16 protein-coding genes are annotated in these 21,741 nt (G+C 55.7%); 9 read left to right on the top strand and 7 right to left on the bottom strand.

Annotated features, from left to right (window positions below):
* Position 1 precedes the first annotated feature (1 nt).
* The 7 genes from TX24_RS20410 to TX24_RS20380 form a co-directional block, all read right to left on the bottom strand.
* Positions 2-2,005 (bottom strand): hypothetical protein, encoded by a 2,004-nt coding sequence (locus tag TX24_RS20410; protein WP_003188750.1) that lies wholly within the window; start codon positions 2,003-2,005, stop codon positions 2-4.
* Positions 2,006-2,232: 227 nt separating this feature from the next.
* Positions 2,233-2,685, bottom strand: a complete 453-nt coding sequence (gene moaE / locus TX24_RS20405; RefSeq protein WP_034134566.1) for a molybdopterin synthase catalytic subunit MoaE — start codon at positions 2,683-2,685, stop codon at positions 2,233-2,235.
* 2 nt (positions 2,686-2,687) lie between these two features.
* Entirely contained in the window at positions 2,688-2,930 is a 243-nt protein-coding gene (moaD, locus tag TX24_RS20400; RefSeq protein WP_003188748.1) for a molybdopterin converting factor subunit 1, read from the bottom strand.
* Positions 2,927-3,400 carry a cyclic pyranopterin monophosphate synthase MoaC gene (moaC, locus tag TX24_RS20395; protein ID WP_057710970.1) on the bottom strand — a complete coding sequence of 158 codons (474 nt, stop codon included), beginning with the start codon at positions 3,398-3,400 and terminating at the stop codon, positions 2,927-2,929. The genes moaD and moaC overlap by 4 nt, the downstream gene beginning before the upstream one ends.
* Before the next feature lie 181 nt (positions 3,401-3,581).
* A complete protein-coding gene (locus TX24_RS20390; protein ID WP_057710969.1) occupies positions 3,582-7,310 on the bottom strand; it encodes an autotransporter domain-containing protein in 3,729 nt (1,242 codons plus the stop codon).
* Positions 7,311-7,606: 296 nt separating this feature from the next.
* Positions 7,607-9,001 (bottom strand): PhoH family protein, encoded by a 1,395-nt coding sequence (locus TX24_RS20385; RefSeq protein WP_003188745.1) that lies wholly within the window; start codon positions 8,999-9,001, stop codon positions 7,607-7,609.
* Positions 9,002-9,341: 340 nt separating this feature from the next.
* A complete protein-coding gene (locus tag TX24_RS20380) occupies positions 9,342-10,466 on the bottom strand; it encodes a polysaccharide deacetylase family protein (protein WP_057710968.1) in 1,125 nt (374 codons plus the stop codon).
* A gap of 287 nt (positions 10,467-10,753) precedes the next feature.
* Between TX24_RS20380 and TX24_RS20375 the strand changes: the two genes are divergently transcribed.
* The 9 genes from TX24_RS20375 (at position 10,754) to yaaA (ending at position 21,082) form a co-directional block, all read left to right on the top strand.
* Positions 10,754-12,766 carry a type VI secretion system Vgr family protein gene (locus TX24_RS20375; RefSeq protein WP_057710967.1) on the top strand — a complete coding sequence of 671 codons (2,013 nt, stop codon included), beginning with the start codon at positions 10,754-10,756 and terminating at the stop codon, positions 12,764-12,766.
* Between the two features lie 8 nt (positions 12,767-12,774).
* Positions 12,775-14,124 (top strand): DUF2169 family type VI secretion system accessory protein, encoded by a 1,350-nt coding sequence (locus tag TX24_RS20370; protein WP_057710966.1) that lies wholly within the window; start codon positions 12,775-12,777, stop codon positions 14,122-14,124.
* A 1-nt stretch (position 14,125) separates the two neighbouring features.
* On the top strand, positions 14,126-14,482 hold the full coding sequence (locus TX24_RS20365) for a DUF4150 domain-containing protein (RefSeq protein WP_057710965.1): 357 nt from the start codon (positions 14,126-14,128) through the stop codon (positions 14,480-14,482).
* A gap of 3 nt (positions 14,483-14,485) precedes the next feature.
* On the top strand, positions 14,486-15,682 hold the full coding sequence (locus TX24_RS20360; protein ID WP_057710964.1) for a hypothetical protein: 1,197 nt from the start codon (positions 14,486-14,488) through the stop codon (positions 15,680-15,682).
* 26 nt (positions 15,683-15,708) lie between these two features.
* Entirely contained in the window at positions 15,709-16,611 is a 903-nt protein-coding gene (locus TX24_RS20355; protein WP_057710963.1) for a hypothetical protein, read from the top strand.
* A gap of 415 nt (positions 16,612-17,026) precedes the next feature.
* Positions 17,027-18,007, top strand: coding sequence for a beta propeller repeat protein (locus TX24_RS20350; RefSeq protein ID WP_057710962.1), 981 nt, complete (start codon positions 17,027-17,029; stop codon positions 18,005-18,007).
* A 69-nt stretch (positions 18,008-18,076) separates the two neighbouring features.
* Positions 18,077-19,183 carry a type VI immunity family protein gene (locus TX24_RS20345; RefSeq protein ID WP_057710961.1) on the top strand — a complete coding sequence of 369 codons (1,107 nt, stop codon included), beginning with the start codon at positions 18,077-18,079 and terminating at the stop codon, positions 19,181-19,183.
* Positions 19,184-19,319: 136 nt separating this feature from the next.
* Complete coding sequence (icmH, locus tag TX24_RS20340; RefSeq protein WP_057710960.1) at positions 19,320-20,168, top strand: type IVB secretion system protein IcmH/DotU; 849 nt, start codon at positions 19,320-19,322, stop codon at positions 20,166-20,168.
* Positions 20,169-20,302: 134 nt separating this feature from the next.
* On the top strand, positions 20,303-21,082 hold the full coding sequence (yaaA, locus tag TX24_RS20335; protein ID WP_057710959.1) for a peroxide stress protein YaaA: 780 nt from the start codon (positions 20,303-20,305) through the stop codon (positions 21,080-21,082).
* The last annotated feature ends 659 nt before the right edge of the window (positions 21,083-21,741 follow it).

Below are 21,741 nucleotides of genomic sequence, written 5' to 3'. Positions count from 1 at the left end.
TTCAACCATCCTTTAACCCCAGAAAATTCCCACCATCTGAGTAGTCGATAACATAAACCTGCTCACACCCATAGTTATCCCACAAGCGCCATTTGCTTTGGTGATCTAATTGCACTCCCCAAAATTGATTATCACGATACCTGACCGCGCGCATAATGGTAGAGCGCCTGTCGAACCTGACAACCTTCTGGTCTCCATCTGGATGGGTTTTAGAAATATCGGATATCACCACCTTGGGATTGGCGACATCCTTACCGTATACGATGCCGCCTTTATAAGTTCGATCGGGTATATACCCTGTGCAGTAGGACGAGGTGGAACTTTTCCCTTCCTGATGGAGAAAAAGCGGCGAATCAAGACCCTGATTAACAAGAAACCTCTCCCCCGACCTAGGGGTCCAATAATATACATCAACGTCGCAAAAATAATCTTGATATGCATCGTGATCCTCGTATTGTATGAGATCACTGACCCACAACCTATACGGGGGAACGAAGCCAATCGTTACGTACGAAATAAAGCTAATATCATCATGGACATAGTTAGTCGTATATCGAGTCCCATCTACGTCAATAACGGCCATGAACCGAACCCTTTCATGAGAGGTTCCTGCGTTAACCCGCAGGTATCGATTGATCACTTCCTTTGGCGGGCCCATTGCGTTTTGTCGTTTTGAGGTTGCCGTCTCACGCACAGCTTCAGCACCCATGCTTCTCAAACCGAGGTCATATATGTTTTTTCCTTTATCGCAACTCCAACCGCTAGGAAGCGGTTCATGATCATCCAGCGAAAAGCGTGTTAACGTCAGACTGTTGCGCTGTGCATCCGTCAATTTAGCTTGCACCGTACTTCCATCAGGGCGCCGCTGCATCATGATGACCTCCACTTCTACCTGGCACTGATGACGGCCATTGGAATAAAGAGCGTCGGTCAATGTCTGACCATTAGGGAGCACAATCTCGAAATGTTCCAAGTAGTACGACCCAACTTCCGATGCGTTCCGCAAGTACAGATTCCCTTTACTGTCACCCTCCAACGTAAACGTATGCTCTGTTCCAAAGTTGTCCAACAACCGCCAAGACCTACGTTCATGGTGTTCAGGAAAAACAAAGCGATTACTGACAACTCTGATCGCACGCATGATGGTAGGTCGCTCATTAAATCTCACCAGCGCATGTTCATCAGGCACACCCAAACCCTGATGGAGTTCTCCTATCTCCAGCGTTTGTCCCACTTCATTTTTATTGGTAAGCGTTCCTGCTTTATAGGACAACCCTACCCAGCCCTCTACCGTTCGCGACAATGAAGAGTCGAAAGCTGCTCCATCACCCGGTAAATTAATCGGTTCCGCAATACCTCTATTTTCGACAAAACACACCCCTGCTGGAGGTTGCCAATAGTAGACCGCAGCCATCACTATCGCATTCGAACTAGAAGCGAAATACGCGCCAGGATCTTCATAGACTTCAAGATCTCGAACATCCAAATAAAACGGTTGCTCGGGCACGAGGGTAACCGATGACTCAAAGGCCGCTCCGCCTTGGGAAAAATGCGTTGTATAAATTTTCCCATCAATAACTATCCGCGCCATAAAGCGCACCGGCCCCACCGCGACATCTAAATCACAACGCAAATAACGGATTACAGACTCGGCCTGTGGATGGCTGGCGAATTCAGTTACGGTATTTTTTGAATATTCATTGACCGAATCTTTCGCCCAGAGCCCAATGTCATATCGATTTTTCTGCGTATCACAACTCCACCCGCGCGGAAGTTTTTCATTATGCTGCTCAGACCATTCAACGACGGCCACACTGCTACGCTCTTCATCAGTCAAGAGGGCAACGGCCCACGTACCATCTGCGGCGCGGAGCTGCTTGACAATATCAATGATAACTTCACATTGATGGTTACCATTGGCATACAAGCCATTGGCCCTATTCGTTCTATTTGGGCGCCTGATACTGAAACTCAATAATCTGCTTGCATGCTCGTGCGCGACCATACCCTACCTTCCGCTATTGCTTGTTGGTGATGTGGCCAATGTCTCAGCGAAGTTATCTCACTTGAAAAGCACATTGGCGCCCTAACACCATCAAAGCCTATAACGGTAGCCAGCAACAACTGTCAGATCTGACAGTCTTATATACTAATTTCGAATAAACCTAACAATACCCAGTCAAAAAACAATGGATCAAAGACAAACTATTGAAAGCCGGCACTTGCATCTGCTCAGGGCTTCCAGCGGTCAGCCGCCGCATGATCACTATCACGCCCTTCCACCCACCGCGGCCCCTCCGGTGTGTTTTCCTTCTTCCAGAACGGCGCCCGCGTCTTCAGGTAATCCATCACAAACGCACAGGCATCAAATGCCGCCTGGCGATGCGCACTGGCCGTGCCGACAAACACAATCGGCTCGCCCGGCTCCAGCGCGCCAATACGATGCAGCACCTCCAGCTTGAGCAACGGCCAGCGCTGCTCGGCTTCCACGGCAATCTTGGCCAGGGCCTTTTCGGTCATGCCGGGGTAGTGTTCCAGGAACATCCCCGACACGTCGCGCCCGTCATTGAAGTCGCGTACATAGCCGACAAAACTCACCACCGCGCCCACGCCCACATTGGCCGCGTGCATGGCGTTGACTTCGGCACCGGGATCAAAGGCCTCGACCTGCACACGAATGGCCATGTTCAGCCTCCGGTCACGGGGGGGAAGAAGGCGATTTCATCGCCGGCTTGCACCGGCTCGTCCAGGCTGCACAACTCCTCGTTGCGCGCACACATCAGGCTCTCTTCGTTGAGCACCGCGAATTCCGGGTCAGCAGCCAGCGCGAGGCGCACGCCGTCAACAGTGGCAAACTCACCTTCCATCTCCAGCGAATCGAAGCCCACCGCTTCGGCGTAGCGCGCAAAAAACAGTACGTTGATACTCATTGTTCATCCGCCTTGAAATGCCCGCTTTTACCGCCCAGCTTTTCCAGCAGGCGAATACTCTCAATGGTCATGCCGCGATCCACCGCCTTGCACATGTCGTAGATCGTCAGCGCGGCGACGCTGGCGGCGGTGAGGGCCTCCATCTCCACGCCGGTCTGGCCGGAGAGTTTGCAGCGCGCCACGATAAGAACCGCGTCTGCACCGTCGGCACTCAACTCGACCTTGACGCCGGTGAGCATCAACGGGTGGCACAGGGGGATCAAGTCACTGGTTTTTTTTGCTGCCTGGATCCCGGCAATGCGGGCCACGGCAAACACGTCGCCCTTGGGGTGGGCGCCGTCGACAATCATTTGCAGGGTGTCGGGCAGCATGCGCACCCGCGCTTGCGCCACCGCTTCACGGAACGTCACGGCTTTGTCGGTGACGTCGACCATATGGGCGCGACCTTGGGAATCGAGATGAGTCAGCACAGGGATACTCCTGATCAGGAGCAGGGATTGTAAACCTGTGGGTCAAAATTTGCGCAGGGCTGTTTATCCCACCCTGTAGGAGCGAGCTTGCTCGCGAAAAACTCACAGGCGCCGCGTTTACCCAGGGTGCACGCGTTATCGTTGACGTTTTTCGCGAGCAAGCTCGCTCCTACATTCAAGGCTAGAACAGGAAGGTAAACCCGGCATTGATCCCGTTGTTGTTACCCCGGTTGGAGAGCAAGCCGCTGTAGTTCAACGACACAAGGGTGTCCTTGGTCAAGGCCATCTCCGCACTGGCTTTGATCACCGCACCATCCCTGGCCACAGGCACGCTGTTTACGGCGAAGGCCGTGTCACTACCGGCAAACTTCAGAGAAGCTTCACGATCGGTATCACCGAACTGGTGCTCCCAACCCAGCTCACCGCGCAGGGTCACCGCCGAGGTGGACGTGAGCGGCAACTGAGTGTGACCACGCACGCCCAGGGTGGAGAGTGTCGCGTCCTGGCTTTGCTGGCTGGCATGCAAGGCTGCGGCACCGCCTTTTTCCTTGAACGAGTCGCTTTGATAGTTCAGGTACGTGAGGTTGGCGAAGGGTTCAAACACGGTCCACTGGGTGTAACCGATCTCGGCAAACACTTGGTCGGTACGCGCGTTGTAGTCGGCCTTGGCATGGTCCGACTGATTGGCATAGGCCACCCGTCGCGAAGTGTCCAGACGGTGCCAGGTGCTGGCACCGCCCAGGCGCAGGGCAATCGCCTCGAAGCGTTTGCCGCCATAGACCGACAGGTGATAGTTGTCGCTGTCCGCCGACGCCGACTGGCCGTTGAGGTGGCTTTGGGTATAACCGGTCGCCGCGCCCACGCGCCAGCCGTCGTTCACCTCGGTGTCCAGGCCCAGCAGTACGCCGCTGGTGGACGAGGAGTAGCCGCTGGCGTTGTTGTCACCACTGACGTTGTTGCGTCCACCAAGCAGCTGTACCCAGCCGCCGTTGTCACGGCTGTCGATCTGCGCGCTGGAGTCCAGTGCCTGCGCCTGTTGCAGGCGAGCGTTGACCGCTTCACGCAGGTAGCGGCTGTCAGCCATTTGCGCTGCAGCCACGTCCGAATGCAGTTGCCCTGAAAGTTGTTTGAAGCCCTCCCGCGCCTGGGCAGCGGAATCCGACGCCAGCAGGCTTTCGTAGACCGGGCTGCCAGCGCCCAATGTCTCGGCTACCGTCGCCACCGACCGCTCATTGCGGGTTTGCGCGACGCTGGCGAAGGTGGTCTGGTTGCGGGCTATCGCCAGGGTCAACTGGTTCGGTTGATAGTTCAGCGCAGTGCCAATGAACAGGTAGTTGGGGGCGAACGCTGCAAACTGCCCCTGGATACCTTGGCTGGCGCTGAGGATATTGAACTGCTGGCCCAGCAAGCTGCGCGCCTCGGTGGCGGTCAACAGGTTGGGGCTGTTCTCCAGGGACAGGTTCACCACTCCGCCGTTGAGGGTCGCCAGGCCATTGCTTTGGAGCTGGTCGCTCTGACCATTGGCGCCGACTTCGACGGCATACACCGAACCCGGATTGAACGTGACATCGCCGGTGCGCAGTGTGCCTATCGAATGCCCAGGGGCCACTCGCCCACCGTTGTTGACGGTCAAGGCGCCCACCGTGCCGTTGCCGGCCAGGGTGCCGCCCAGTGTGGTCATCACGCCGTTATCGGCATTGCGCGTGCCCACGGCGCTGCTATCTACCGTCACGGCAGAGGTCAATGCGCCGTCCACCGACAATTTGCCTCCGCGTACCCAAGTACTGCCCGAATAGGTGTTCTGGCCTTCCAGCACCAACTCGCCATCCCCGGACTTGACCAGGCTACCGACGTAGGTGCTGCCGGTGAGCACGTCCTGGCCGCGGGTGAGTGTTGCCTGCTCCCGGGCATGACCGATGTCGTATTCAAACTGATCGTCGGCCGAGGCATTGGCGGGCAGACCATTGAGCCAGCCTTTCTGCGCTTTAGTGGCGGCCCAGCTCGCCTGTTCGGCAGCGTCCTCTACGCGACGGGCGCGAATGGCTTCATCGGAAATCGGGTTGGCCCAAATATCGCGGGTATCGGTGGGCAAAGCAACTGCCACCGCACCGAGGAACTGCCCCGGCCCTTGCATGGCTTTTTGCAGGTTGGGCAAGCCCCAGCCACTGACCACACCTGGCACTTGCGGCGTACCCGGCGGCGCATCGTGCACCGGTTGCAGGTTGTCGTAGGTGCGGCCACCGGTCAGCGTGCCAACCGGCGTGTCCGGACCATCCGGCGCTTGCAGGCTGGAGGTGGTCAGCAACACGTCCCGCGCCTGGCTGGCGGTCATGTAGGGGAAGCGTTGCATCACTAGCGCCAAGGCCCCGGAAACGCTCGGCGCGGCGGCCGAGGTGCCGTTGGCATTCGGGATGATTTCGCCCTCGGGGCCGGCAGATGGAATGCCCGATACGCCCATCACGCACCACCACTTGGACGTACCGCAGCGGTTGTAGACCTGGGCGCTAGTTTCGTCGTAGCCAGTGATGGAGAGGAACTTAGCTTCGATATCCGGTTTGAAGAACGGCAGGTTCGCGTTGGTGTCCGGGTTGGCACCGTGGCTGTCGTTGCCCGCCGAGATGATCTGGATGAACGTGTTTTGCCGGGCCGCATCGGCCATGGCGTCCATCCAGGTTTTGTGCCCGGCATGGGCCTTGTCCCAGAACGGGCGATAGGCGGCGGTCATGTCGCGCAGGTTTTGCGCGGCGCTGTCGCCGACGTTGCCGAAGTGGTTCTCCACGTCATCGCGCGAACTCTGCCCCCAACTCTGGTTGACGATCGCCACGTTCTTCGCCGCCAGGGCGTTGTAGCTGGCCATGAATGCGTTGTAGTCGAGGTCGTTGGAGCCTTGGTAGCGGTCGTTGTCGCTGCCGCCAGTGTTGGCGACAAACAGGTTGGCGTCGAAGGCAATGCCGTGCATACCCGTGCCGTTGCGGTTGGCGGCCAGCACCCCGGACATCTCCGTGCCATGCCCGTCGTTGAACGCCGGGTCGTATTCCCCTGGGATACTGAAATGCTCACCCTGCTTGAACTCACCACTGGGCACTTCAAGGCGGTAGCGCGGATGGGTGGCGTAGTACTCGCCCGTGGAGGTCACCGCCTGCACCCGGTCTTGGCCCTGGGCATTCTTGCCCTGGAACTCGGAGTGTTCGGTGAGGATGCCCGAGTCCAGCACGCCGACATTCACCCCCTTACCGGTGATGCCCAAGGCATAGGCGTAGTACGCGTTGGTGCGGTCCAGGCCAGAGTTGACCTGAGCTTCCGGGGTCTTCCAGGTTTGCGCGTTGGCGCTCCAGTCACGGGTTGCGCCAGCCCAGGACTGGCCGGCGTTCAACTGCCCATTGAGGTTGCTGCTAACGCCTGGCTCGACGTAGGTGTAAGGCTTGGCGGCCGGCAAGTTGGCGATAATGGCCTTGGAAAAGTCCAGGATATTGGTGGTGTAGCGGCCGCTGTTGCTGAACAGCCGGCTGCGGTAGTAATCCAGGCGCGAGGCGTAGTCCAGTGGCCGACGGGTGTCGCCGAGCATGGCGCCGATGGTCAGGTTCTCGGGTTGCAGCTCATAGTTTTGCTTGAGGGCCGAATCGAACTTGCCGGACTGGGCCGCGAAGTCCTTGGCCGCAAGATCGACAATATCCGCGTAGGCAAACCTGAGGTTTTTATACACGGCAGTCTCAGGGCCGAATGAGGCGACGGCTGCCCTGAACGCCGATTCCAGTACCTGCGGGGTGTAAGGGTTGTCGTCTGCCCTGGCCATGGAACCGTGGCCCAGCCATAAGGCCAGGCCGAGTGCTATGGGTGAAAGGGGTGTGGTCTTGAAACGGGGGGTGCGATTGCGTTGCGACACAGTGAAGCCATTACCTGCTACGTCCATTTTCCTTTCCCTTTGGATATGTGCGTCATCAATGAGCGGTGTTTCGGGCTTTTGTAATAGGCAGGGTCACGGTGAAAACCCTGGACAGGTTTTCCAAGCGTTCGTCGAATCAAGGAGGTGGTGTTCCGACGGGGTCTTGCAGTGTTCTTATAGTTTTTACCGCGAGAAAAAATGTAACAAAATAATTACAGAGATCACAAGCACCCAGGACGCGTTAACGCAGGCAAATGTCGCACAAAACAAAAACCCCGGACTTCGTGAAAAATCCGGGGCTTTTCGTGGCAGGTTCGCTGTAGTTAAAGATGGGACTCGGCGTATTCAGCCAAAATCGAACGCGGTACCCCTTGCAGCGCAATGTGCACGCCGTTCGGGAAGTCTTTGAAGCGTTCCGTCAGGTAAGTCAGCCCGGAGCTGGTCGCGGACAGGTAAGGGGTGTCGATCTGCGCCAGGTTGCCCAGGCACACCACTTTGGAACCGGCGCCCGCACGGGTGATGATGGTTTTCATCTGGTGCGGCGTAAGGTTCTGGCATTCATCGATCAGAATCAGGCTTTGCTGGAAGCTGCGACCTCGAATGTAGTTGAGGGATTTGAACTGCAACGGCACTTTGCTGAGGATGTAGTCGACGCTGCCATGGGTGTTTTCGTCATCCATGTGCAAGGCTTCGAGGTTGTCGGTAATCGCCCCCAGCCACGGCTCCATTTTTTCCGCCTCAGTACCGGGCAGAAAGCCGATTTCCTGGTCCAGGCCCTGCACGCTGCGGGTGGCGATGATACGGCGATAGCGTTTGGTGACCATGGTCTGTTCGATGGCGGCGGCCAGGGCCAGGATGGTTTTGCCCGAGCCTGCGGCGCCGGTCAGGTTGACCAGGTGGATGTCCGGGTCGAGCAGCGCGTAGAGCGCCAGGCTCTGGTAGATATCACGCGGTTTCAGGCCCCAGGCTTCCTGGTGCAACAGGGGTTCCTGATGCAGGTCGAGAATCAGCAGCTTGTCGACCTGGATCTCTTTGATCCAGCCCACGAAGCCCTGTTCATCGACGATGAACTCATTGATATGCACGGCCGGCAGGTTGTCGATCAGTTGTACCTGGTGCCAGGTGCGGCCGTGGTCCTGACGGGTTTCGACCTTGCTCACACGGTCCCAGAACGAGCCGGTCATCATGTGATAACCACGGGACAGCATCGACACGTCGTCGACCAGTTGGTCGGTGCTGTAGTCCTCGGCAGCGATCCCACACGCTCGAGCCTTGAGGCGCATATTGATGTCTTTGGTCACCAGCACCACGCGCAGGTCCTTGTCGCGCGCATGCAGGTCGATCAATTGGTTGATGATTTTGTTGTCGTTCAGGTTTTCCGGCAGCAGGCTGTTGGGCTCGCTGCGCTTGCTCATCAGGATCGACAGCAAGCCCTTGGGCCCGCCCTTGCCACGCTGGATCGGTACGCCGACTTCAACGTCCTCGGGCGAGGCTTCACCCAGGGTCTTGTCGATCAGGCGGATGGCCTGGCGGCATTCGGCGGCAACGCTGTGGTGGCCGCTTTTGAGTTTGTCGAGCTCCTCAAGCACGATCATCGGGATGGCGACGTGGTGTTCTTCGAAGTTCAGCAGTGCGTTTGGATCGTGGATCAATACGTTGGTATCAAGCACATAAAGGATTGGCTGGTCGGAAGAAGGGTTACGTCCATGATCATCCATACTCGGTCACCTTTGTGGGAGCCATTCGACGCAATACCTGGGCGGTGCTGCGCCTCGATTCGACCACCGATTGCACCTTGAACAAGGTCAAGTGCAGTGCCCACGGGAGGAGTCTTGGAAGACGCCACCTGTGCTGCAGGTTTCGGCGATCTGACTTCGTAATACCGCAAAACCCATGACAGGAAAAAGCACTTTGACGCTTTTTTGAAGTTTATTTTTCAGGATGACGAATAGCACTAGCCGAGTGCCATGTACCCCGTTAAAGTCGGAAGTCCGCCTGCATCGAAATGTCGCAGCAAATCGCCCTGAAAACACCCCATCCCCAGCAAAGTCGGGCACTTCATCGAAATGCCTCGCGACACTCCTGCCAACCCAAGCCACTCTGCGCCGTCGCCTGCAATACCATTGGTAATGCCACCCGCGCCTTGTCCTGAGTGTCGTGAAACACGATCACGCCTTTGCGCCACAGCAGCATCAACGTCAGCACCCGTTGCGCCGACTCATCGGCCTTGAGCTTGCCCGGCTCGTCCTGGGAATCGATGTCCCATAACGCCACTTGCAGGCCCTGTTGCTGGAAGAAGCCCTGGCTGTCCGCACGGCGCTGCCCATACGGTGGGCGGAACAAGGGCACATAGTTTTCCGGCATCAGGTTCTGTACCAGCCCGGCACTGCGGGTGATGGAGCTTTGCCAGTCGACCCAATGGCTATGGGAGCGGTACTGCCAGCCCTGCACACCCACGCACTGCCCTTGGTACAGCGCCTGCACATCGGCGGCGGAACTGCGCTCCACGCGGGTTTGCAAGCTGCTGCCAAGGACAAAGAACGTCGCGTTCATCTTTTGCTTGCGCAGGTAATCGGTGAGCCAGTCGGTATTGCCGCTGACAGGTGCAGGGCCACCGTCGAAGGTCAGTAAAAACATCCGGTCATTGAGTTCATCACCGTTGCGCTCATGATCGCCAAAGCGCGCCACTTCACTGCTGATCTGCGGAAACAGCGCAGCCTTGCGCAACAACTCGTCCAGATAGCGCTCGTGAAAGTGCCGACTGGGCTCGGCCCAGCCTATATAGAAAGAGTTGTCACTGACCTCGAACTTGCCGGCCTGCTCACGCAGGTCGTCCATGTTTTCCACCAGGTAGCAGAACGAGGCGTCTTCTTCGCAGCTCTGCTGGGCGAACGTGTAGTTCTCCAACAGCCGTTGCCAGAGCTGGCGACGCAGGTCGTCGATGGCAGCCAGGTTGATGATCTTCAACCCCAAGCGCTGCTTGAGCGCGGCGTCATCCAGGGCTTCGCTGGCGAGCAGGCCGTGGGCAAACATCAGAATCTCCGCACGCGAAGCCACATCGAACAGCGCCGGGCTGACGAGTTTTTCCGGCCAGGTACCACGGTCCAGGCTGGCGACATCCACCGGCGCGGCCTGGGCATTCAGGCACAGCAGGCAAGCGGACAATAAAAGCGCTAATCGCACACGGGGTCTCCCTCTGCAGAGTCGTCGGCCACTATAGCTGATCACGTCCGCCCAGATGGCATTGGCCAGGTTCGACGGGCCTCTGGCTGGCCATGACGGATAAATCCTACAGCTATTGCCCCTCCAATAAGTAAGAGACCTCTTGATTCCCTCCACCCTATTGAAGGGCTCGCTTACGGCTTCCTAAGATCGGCCCCAACCTGCGGTTCTGCGAGCTGCATGTTCCCCATCGTGTCCCGGCTGACGGCAATTGCAATTGGCGGGGCAACAGGAAAAAAGGAAGCTCCATGCCCCGCCAAAGCGACCTGCGATTCACGTTCAAGCCCTTGAAAGGCGATGCCTTCGATGTGGTGTCCTTCACGCTTGAAGAAGGCCTGTCCCAGCCGTTCAAACTGCATTTGGAACTGGCCAGCCACAACGCCGCCATCGACTTCAATAACGTGCTCGACCTGGCGGGGCTGTTCACGATCTGGCGCGGCGAAATGCCGGTGCGCTACGTACACGGCCTGGTCAGCCTGTTCACCCAAGGCGACACCGGCTTTCACCGCACCCGCTACACCGCCGTCATCGAACCGACCCTGGCACGTTTCGACCTGCGTTCCAACTGGCGAATTTTCCAAGGCCAAACCGTGCCCGACATCATCACCAACGTGCTTGCCGAGCACCGACTGACCGACATCCGCCGCGAAATCTGCTTCGACCACCAACGCCGCGAATACTGCGTACAGGCCGGCGAAACCGACCTCGATTTCATCGCCCGCCTCGCCGCCGAGGAAGGCCTGCTCTACACCTTCGAACACCGCGACGACGGCCACACCCTCGTCCTCACCGACCGCGTCGGCGGCCTGGGCACCATCGGCACGCACAAACATTGCCCCGTGATCTACCAACCCATGGCCGGCGGCGATGCCACGGAACCGGCCTTGACCCGTTTTCACTACACCGAACAAGTACGCATCGCCCGCCAGGTACAACGCGACTACACCTTCACCCACCCGCGCTACGACCAACAGCACACCGCCACCGGCGACCAGGACCTGAAAAACCAGCACAAGGACTACGAGCGCTACGACTACCCTGGCCGCTACAAACGCGACATCGCCGGCAAACCCTTCACCAAGACCCGGCTGACCGCCCTGCGCAATGACGCCAAACTGGCGCACCTGGCCGGTGACGACGCACGCCTGCAACCGGGGCTCGCCTTCGACCTCAACGAGCATCCCCGCGAAGACTTCAACGACCGTTGGCGCACCATCGCCATCACCCACGAAGGCAAACAGCACACCAGCTTGCAGGAAGAGGCGTTCGGCAGCGACCGCGGCACGTCTTATGAAATGACCGCCAGCGCCATCCGCTGGACCTCAGATTGGAAGGCGCCGCTGCGTGCCAAACCCTGCATCGACGGCCCGCAGATCGCCACGGTGGTCGGGCCGCCAGGGGAAGAGATTTACTGCGATGAATGGGGCCGGGTGAAAGTGCAGTTTCCGTGGGATCGCACGGACAAAAACAACGATCACAGCTCATGCTGGATTCGTGTGGCTCAAGGCTGGGCGGGAGAGCTTTGGGGCGCCATGGCCATCCCACGTGTGGGTCAGGAACTGATCATCGGCTACCTTGATGGCGATGCCGATCAGCCTATCGCTATCGGTCGGGCATACCGGCAAACCAACCTGCCACCGTATGAGCTGCCCAAGCACAAGACACGGATGACCATCAAAAGCCGAACTCATAAAGGCGAAGGCTTCAATGAGCTGCGTTTTGAGGATGAACTCGGGCATCAGGAAGTGTTTATCCATGCCGAAAAGGACAAGAACGTCCACATCAAAAACAACAACGGCATCTTCGTCGGCAACAACCGCAAGGAGCGAGTCGAGCACAACGAAACCATCTCCATCGGTGACCACCGCACCGAGGACGTCGGCCAGAACGAAACCATCAGCATCGGTGCCAACCGCAGCGTAACCATCGGTGGCAACAAGGCAGAGACCATCAAGCTGGCCAAAGCCGAAACCATCGGTTTGGCCAAGGCGCTGACCATTGGCGCGGCCTACCAAACCAGCGTTGGCGCGGCCATGAACACTACCGTGGGCCTGAGCCAAAGCGAGCAGGTCGGCATCCACAAATCGGTGGCGGTGGGCAAGAAATTCACCATCGACGCGGGGGATGAATTCAAGGTCACGGTGGGCAAATCCACCTTGGTGATGAAGTCCGACGGCACCGTACTGATCAATGGCCGCACCTTCGATTTCAGCGCCAGCGGCGCGGTGCAGATCAACGGCAAAGACGTGGATATCAACTAGGGGGCGTCATGGAATTTCGCAATCTGACGCCTTTTGATGCGCTGTGTTTCAGTGCGCTGGGCATGGACGACCAAGAGTACCCGGTGCTGGTTTTGAAGGTGGGCTATCGGTTGTTACCCATTGACGAACAACCGGGGCAGTTTCGCGCCGAAGTGATGGACGAGGATCCGTTGGCCCTATGCACCGCTGATCGCTACTACGGCGAGGAAGGGGCAAGCAGCGTCTTCGAGGAAAGTGACCTGGCGCCATTCAAACCGCGCTGTGATGTGATCGTGGTGGGCAATGCTCATACGCCACAAGGCCAACCAGCAACGCAGTGGACCGCCGGGCTGCGCATCAGTGCGCCGCTGGCGCCGCCGCCCAGCATCGAGGTGCACCTGCCGACGCCACTGAGTCCCGGCGAACGACTGACCGAGTACCAGCTAATGGAATGGCAAGCCGCCCGGCAAGAAGCTTTTAAGCGTCGGGCCGATGCGCCGAGGCGCCATTACTTGCTGGACAAGCAACTCAAATTCACCGGCCCTCGCCAATTCCGTCACAGCTTGTTCGGCGGCTGGCAATTGTCCGAGCCTCAGCCCGCAACGTGTGTTCCGCTGCGCTGGGAATATGCCTTCGGTGGCAGCAGCGTAGTGCGTAATCCCGAGCACGCGGTTGACGAAAACACCCCGCCCTATCTGCTCAACGAAGTTTGCTACAGCAACCCACTGGGCTGCGGCTGGATCGACAAGCGTCAAGAAGACCTTGGCTATCAACTGGACAAGCCGCTGCGCGAACTGCCCGCGCCACAGATCGAGCCCATCGACAAACCGGTGTGGCGTCTGGATCGGGTCAAACACCCCGAGGATGAACCGGACGCCCGTGGCATGGCGCAGCTCGCGGCCAGCTACAAAAACCACCCGGTTGGATTCGGCGTGGTGGGGCGTGCCTGGGCGCCTCGCCTGCCCTTGGCCGGGAGCTATGACGAGGACTGGCAGCGGGAGCGCTGGCCGGGCTTGCCACGGGATTTCGACTTTGCCTACTGGAACGGTGCGCCGGTTGATCAACAGATCGAATTTCCGCCGCCCGCGTTTCGTCTTGAACTGTTCAACCTGACCGCCCCTGGCCTTACGCCCGACGGCACATTGTGCGTCGAACTGCCCGGCCATCGCCCGTTTGTCCTGATGCGCCTGCACAACGGCGCCATGCTGCCATTGCCCATGCTCACCGACACCCTGCGCATCGACACCGAGGCCATGACCTTGGCGCTGACCCACCGCATCAGCCTGCCCAATCACCTGGGCATCCGCGTATTGGAAGCGCGCTTCGAGACTGATCCGAATGCACCGCTGATCAAACGCGCAGCAAAGGAGGCGCTCTGACATGGCCGATAACGTCATCGCTCGCAAACAAGGCAAATGGAAGGTCGTCAGTATCGTCCCCGACGTGTGCAAGACCCCGATGGGCAGCGCCATACCACCGGTGCCCTACCCGGTCACTGCCGAGCTGAAAACCGCTACCGGCGTGGCCAAATCGGTACGTGCCAACGGCAGGCCAGTGGTGGTGTTCGACAAGAGCCTGGTACCGACTACCAAGGGTGATGGAGCCGGCGCCGCCAAAGGTATCAAGAGCAACACAGTCGGCGGCAAATGCTACCCGTTGGAGAAGAGCAGCAGCGTACGCGCCGAAGGCAAGTCGGTAGTGCGCCATGACGACAAGTTCTGGATGAATGGGGCTTAGCGCATGGCCGAACCAATCAACCTGGCACCGGTGCGGGTGCATGCGGTCAGTGTACCGGTCCGACGTCCTGCAGACAGCATCGCCGGCCCGGACGAAATGATGCTACAGCTCGGCGAGAACGGCGGCGTGCAAGTCGACCTGTTTGGGCGGGATGCACACGGCAATGAACTGCACGAAAGCCGGGAAATGCAGGAGTATGAATACGAGGACATGCGCAAACGCTACTTGCGCGCCGAATTGGCGACGATGCCGCCGTTCAGTGCGTTCAAGAGTGGCAACACCATTGGGCGGGTGGTGGGTGAGACGGTGCCGGCTCAGGTGTCGGTCAGCGAGGCCAATCCACCGATTGAGGCTGAAACCGAAGAAGAAGCCATCACCGGAGAACAGATCCTAGATGGCATCCAGTTGGGCTTGGATGTGGTGGGTCTGATCCCCGTGGTCGGGGAAGTGGCCGATATTGCGAGCGGTATCATTAGCCTTTTTCGCGGGGACTACGTAGGCGCAGGTCTCTCGCTGCTCTCGGCAATCCCGTTTGTTGGCTACGCGGGCGCCGCTGGCAAGGCCGCCCGATACAGTGCGAAGATGGCCGAAGCGTCGGGCAAAACGGGTAAGGAGGTTGTTGAGAGAGAGACAAAGGAAGCGGTCGAAAAGAGGGCAAAAGAGGCGGCGGAAAAGAGAGCAAGGGAAGAGGCAGCATATAAACGCGATTTAGAAACTAAGGATGGACAAAACGGAGCAAAAGTAAAAACACGTAAAAATAGCAAAGAGAAAGGAAAATGCGGCGAATGGCTCGCATCTATGGACATGATTGCGGATGGTTTCGATGAGGTGATCAGTGTTGAAAATAACTCCGGTCACGGCGTGGACCTCATCGGAAGAAATAGTAGGACGGGAGAAGTCAAAGTATGGGAGGTCAAAACCACCGACGGCACCGCTCCAGGTCGTCTCAGCGAGGCTCAGAGGAGCCTAGGAGGTGAAGGCTTTACAAATGATCGACTTGCGAAAGCTGCCAGAGGGAGTGGTAACTACGGCAAAGTTCCGGCCGCGATGCGCAATGCTCGAAAAGCACAAGGCTGGTTACAAGATGCAAGAAAAAATAAACTTCCTCCGACATACGAAAAGTATGATGTATTTATAGATGATCTAGAGAAAGGGTGCAGCAAGCATCCCAACCGACCGGCAAAACCTACAACTTGGTAACAAGAGAAGCAATAAGGGCATAACAAATGAATTCGACTACACACATAATTAAACTTGATAAAAAAGTCAGAAAATGGATATACAACTGGATCAGCACCCCCACGCCAAAAGAATTATTCCTAGATGAGCCGGTAAGCGCATTTACCGACTATCTGAATGGGCAAGATATTGCGCACACTCTTGGAGATCAGGCCGAAAATTTAGCAACCTGGCATCTAATTCATTATGAAAGCACTGCACTTAACAACAATCATGACTTTAGAGAACTGGCAAATGCATCGTTCTATTATGGCCAAATGCTTGAGCTAAAAGAAACATTGGCCAATAGCGGAAAAGGCGGATCAGTTCTCCCGGCAGTGTCGGCACTTTCATTTTCCCTGGCAGCAATTTTGGGCTGGAAGAATCAATGCGCGCTACGATTCAACATAATAAGAAGGGGCCTAGATACGCCGCTACTAAATCTCCAAAACAATGAAAAACATGAAACAGGAACGCTATTTCGCCACTTCTGGTTTCTGATAGAGCTCTACGCAAAAAGCACTAACAAAGACATAGATACATCACCATACTCGTACCCGCCAGAACTCTCCCCTTACCAGCAAGCCCTCAACAACTGGGACACTGCAGACCAGGCACTCTTACAAGTATTAATTTCTTCAATGGCGGACTTTCACCTTTCAAATGCAAGAACGCCACCACAGGATAACGTGCTTGAATTTGATTATGAAGAACGTATGCTCTTCCCATACGAAATTCTTGCATTTCTCAGAATTCGAGAGTGGGCTAACCTTAAAAATCCGTCAAGCTTTGATCACCCGCTAATGCAACACCCACTAGCTCAGCTACCTGCTACTCTCATCGAACAAGATAATGAACACTTTAGTAATGTAATTGATAAATTCAAAAAAGAGTTTCCTATTGATAATTGAAAGCCACAAGGAAGAAATCCTTGCACGCTAGCCTCTAAGAAGTTGCCGCTATTCCCTTTGCAGGTGATGCGCTAAAAGTCGGTGTACTTATTGAAAAAGGCATCAACAAAGCCGGAGCTCGGGGTGGCAGGGAGATATTCGGAAGAGCTGCACTTGTCGTTGGAAAAAAGGCAATAGATCTACCTTTACCTAAAGGGAAAAATGGCGGGAAATTTTCAGGTGTGAAAAGTCTTTATTACGACCTTACAAACCAGGCACATGCAAAGCAAAAGGTTTGACAGGCCATCATGTCGTACCAGACCCCGCATTCAGACGAGGTCCACGCCAAGGCCCCAACAGAAAACGAATCCCTGAAGGTATCCCACCAGGGTCCCGTGGGACAGTCGGCGCGGGTGACTTCTAAAGGAAGTTAAAGATGTCCTTAAAACAACCTAATTCGCTGATTATGAATACTGGATCAGCAATCAACAGGGACATGTATTACATGTCATGCTCATTCGTAGATCGCACTTTTGACGAACCTTATTCTCGACTTTTTTTCTACCAAGACAAAAATAAGGACAAGTGGTTCTATCATGACCTGCCAGACTTACATGTGGTCTCAACCTGCTTCCCTCCGCCAACCTCAGGAGCAACACGTAAAATCTACGCACTCAGCGAAGAAGGCTACGTTGAGTGCTTTAGCAGAGATGCAATCAGCGTTGAGAAGATACAAGATGCTGGCCTCGATCCATCCAGTAAAATGTATGGATACGTCAACAAGATAAAGCATATAGATGGTCAGTTGTATAGCTGCGGCCACAGAGGACAGATTTATAGAAGAAACGAGTCCACCTGGGAGCATTTTGATGATGGCATACTTCAAAAAAATAAGTTAATCATAGCAAACACTGACATGAGCTTTATGGAGAGCGTAAAGCTTTCCATAGACGAAACCCTTGACTTGTTTGATATAGACGGTTCAACGGGCGATATCTACGTTGTCGGAACTGATGGCTTTGTAGCAAATCACGATGGAGCCCAATGGCACAAATTACCTCGCCTAACAGCCGCTGACCTTCACTGTATCTATATTTCATCCTCTGGAATTGTCTGGGTCGTTGGTTCACAGGGGACAATAATCAATGGGAGCGCACGATTAGGTTTTAAAGTGCTCGCTCGAAAGAAAATAGATGCTGACTTTTATTCAGCAACTGAATTCCAAAATGACATCTACATCGGAGCCAATAACGGCATTTACAAACTTATCGACAACACAATCAAAAAGGTCGACATCACCGCTAAAGAGGTCAGCTCCATCGAATCAAAAGACGGCGTCTTGTGGGCACTTTCATCTGAAAAATTACTGCGTTTTGACGGGGTTCGCTGGGACGAGTTTGTCCACATAGATAACTAACCACGTCTACAAATCTAATAACCACCCTCCAAAACTATGTATTTTTTGAAGATATACCGGAGGCAAACCATGAATGAAGAGCAGCTTTTCAAAGACTTCGATGCCCATCGGTGGGACTTCACCATTGTCGACAAAGAAGACGAAGAGCAGCCGGTCCTTCAAGTTGGGCTAGTGGTAACTTTTTACCTGGCAGATGCTTACCTTCCAGCTCGCCGAAAACACATTGCTGAGGCGTTTGAGCTTTACTGTAGGCATTTCGGTGAAAAACTGATTTGGGGATACATGGGCAGTGAAAAAATAATAAAGCAAGATTTTTGCCCGCAGACGATGAACAGATGCCTTTCTTACATTCAATCTGATGGATTTTCTGACTCGGCGTCTTTTATGTGGTCATCACAACAAGGGTTCGAGCATCCAGGGAAATACATGTTCGAAGCACTACTTCCAGTGGAATGGTTCGAGCGAATTCACAGCGCGCTAACAACAATAAGATTCTATCTTCCAGTAGAAGAACTAAAAAACAAGGGAGGCATTAACTTTGAAAAACTCATTGTAGACATGTGCAACATTTTACGCCCTTTGCATGGATCCGCAGGACTGGGCATTCAAAATAGTTACGAAATACAAAATTATCAGCACGTTGAATATGAGCTATTAGAAAACTATAGGGGCTTGGATTTAACGCTCTTGATTGCAAACGAGAGCTGGCGCACCGGCTACAGCAACCTCAACTGGTATACCTACCTTGCCCACCATTGGGTAAGCAAATTAGGGACAACCGAGGATTTGCTCGAACAACTCAACGACATACGCATAGGCATTTTGCCTTACGAATGGGGCACCATTTTTCGTGCTGGAGACTGGCCTGCCTTGGGCAAAGCGGATGTCGACCCTCGCCCCGAGCTGTATGTGATGGTCAATGAAGTGCTCAAACCCTTGCGAGTCAGCAATATTGGCTCGCTGCACTACGGCTCGATTGCCGGTGAAGTGCGCCTCAACGAGCGCACCAGCAACCAATGGATGCGCCGTTTTGACCTTCCCAACGACTCCCCGAAGCACCCGCCTTCACCGCTTTATCGCCGTATATCAGCAGCGGAGCAACAACAGTTGAACGTAAGCACGCAGATGCTTGGTGACCTTTTCAGCCAAGCCCCTGACGGTAAATTCAAACTGTAATCAACCCCTTCTGGCTTCAGCTAATACAGGCTCTGTCGCCTTCACTGGCAAGGCCTGAGCATCGGCAACGGGGTCGGCGTCGACCTCAGTGAATCATTGCCGGATTTGGAGCAGTTGTGCACGACTGGAGAAAAAAATGAGTGAGCCCACACCCAGCAAAAACATGCCTGCAACAGGACATAACAATCAGCTCTTTAACTACTTGCCACAGGACGCCAGTAACGAAGAGGCCGCCCTCAGCGTGGAGCAAGCCAAGCCGAAGCCGCCCGTACTGCTGGCAGACCCTGAATACGATATACGCGGCGTGGCCTGGAACCCGCTGTGCGACGCCGCCACGCCGCTGATCGGCCTGGTCATCCGCCTGCGCCGTCTGGACCACCACGATGACGTACCGGCGCTGTACCAAAGCGTCAGCAACCAGATCATCGCGATCATGGAAGAGGTCCGCCAACTCGACTACGACGCCAGCATGCTCAAGGCCTACTCCTACAGCCTGTGCCTGTTGGTGGACGAAGTGGTCATGCGCACCACCTGGGGCAGGCTCTCTACCTGGAGCGCCCGCTCATTGCTCAGTCAATTCCACGGCGAGACCCAAGGCGGCGAAAAATTCTTCACCATCATGAACAACATGACTCCCGAAGCCGCCAAGTACCAGCATGTGCTGGAGTTCATGTACCAATGCCTGATCTCCGGCCTCAAAGGCAAATACGGCGCTCATAGCAAGGGCGATGACGAAATACGCAAAATTATCGACCAGTTGCACGGTCTGCTGCGCCCTCTTCGTGGCGAAACACCCAAGCGCCTGACCGACCCGCTGACCAACGTCGCGCCGCGCAACTACCGGATCAAACGCACCTGGCCATTGTGGACGCCGTGGGCGATGGCTGCCGTAGTACTGACGGTCGCCTACACGGTCTACTCGATTCGCTTGAACACCATCACCCAGCAAGTATTGGCGTCTCTGGAGCGGATCCTCAGCCTCTAGCCGTTTTCCAGAGCACTCGTCCAATTGTCGTATCAGCGCCAACATGTGCCTATCACCATCATAGGTGGAGTCAAAACGCCCAACCCCCTAGAATCGCGCCCACGCTACACGCCACGATTCCAGGAGCCAACTTCATGCTGATGGTGATTTCCCCTGCCAAAACCCTCGACTTCGAGTCCAAGCCGGTCACTGCGCGCTTCACCCAGCCGCAGTACCTGGACCACTCCCAGGAACTGATCGAGCAACTGCGCGAACTGAGCCCGGCGCAAATCAGTGAGCTGATGCACGTCTCCGACAAGATCGGTGGCCTCAACGCCGCGCGCTTCGGCAGCTGGACGCCGGCCTTCACTCCGGCCAACGCCAAGCAGGCGCTGCTGGCGTTCAAGGGCGATGTGTATACCGGCCTGAATGCCGAGACTTTCAGCGATGCCGATTTCAGCTATGCCCAGGACCATCTGCGTATGCTCTCGGGGCTCTACGGCCTGCTGCGCCCGTTGGATTTGATGATGCCGTACCGCCTGGAGATGGGCACCAAGCTGGCCAATGCCCGTGGCAAGGACCTCTATGCTTTCTGGGGTACGCGCATCAGCGAGTGGTTGAATGAAGCACTGGCCGAGCAAGGCGACGATGTGCTGCTCAACCTGGCGTCCAATGAGTATTTTTCGGCGGTCAAGCGCACGGCGTTGAAGGCGCGGATCATCAATACCGAGTTCAAGGACCTGAAGAACGGCCAGTACAAGATCATCAGCTTCTACGCCAAAAAGGCCCGAGGCATGATGAGCCGGTTTGTGATTGAAGAACGCATCAACGACCCAGCACAGCTCAAGCAGTTCGATGTGCAGGGTTACCGCTTCAATGCGGAGCAGTCCAAGCCGGACAACCTGGTGTTTTTGCGCGATCACGCACCGGAATAAGGCCTTGCCCCCCTCTTTTAGACAATGAGATCCAACTGTGGGAGCGGGCTTGCTCGCGAAAGCGGTGTTTCAGTCACACATGTATCGACTGACACCCTGCTTTCGCGAGCAAGCCCGCTCCCACATTTTTGTTTGCATTTCAGGTAGAGATACGTCATTTATTTGGCGTCAAAAAATATTCAGACACATCCCTAACAATTTCTTCACTCGACACTCGTCGGTTTTTTTCGTAGTGGCACCACTTTTTTTTAACGGTAGTGGCACAAAACTATCCTCTCGCACCAACTCCCCATAACTACTGGCCTAAATAGCAAGTGCTATCAATATAGTACCAGTGCCATCTTTTCTAATATTTCAAAAAATTTCCGGAAAGGGGATGAGCGGCCCGGAACTTCGTCCGGAAGCACCGCTCATACCACCGGTAACGAAATTCTCTGTTTACGTAAGAGATGACTTACATACCGACCAATGGAAGTAGCCAAGTTGTCATAAAGCACTTTGGCTCGAGGGTCATATCATCAACTGATTGAGTTGAGGGCGGCGATAAGGACTCATTGCCAACCCCCTAAAGGCCAAGGCAGCGCTGACCTAAATGAGCCAGTGTTAACACCCAAGGCATTGATATCAAAAGGCTTCGTACCTGTATCAAAGCCCTGCGG

The sequence above is a fragment of the Pseudomonas lactis genome (assembly GCF_001439845.1).
Lineage (GTDB): Bacteria > Pseudomonadota > Gammaproteobacteria > Pseudomonadales > Pseudomonadaceae > Aquipseudomonas > Aquipseudomonas lactis.
Note: the sequence above shows the minus strand (reverse complement) of the source record. Positions and strands in the feature narration are given on the sequence as shown.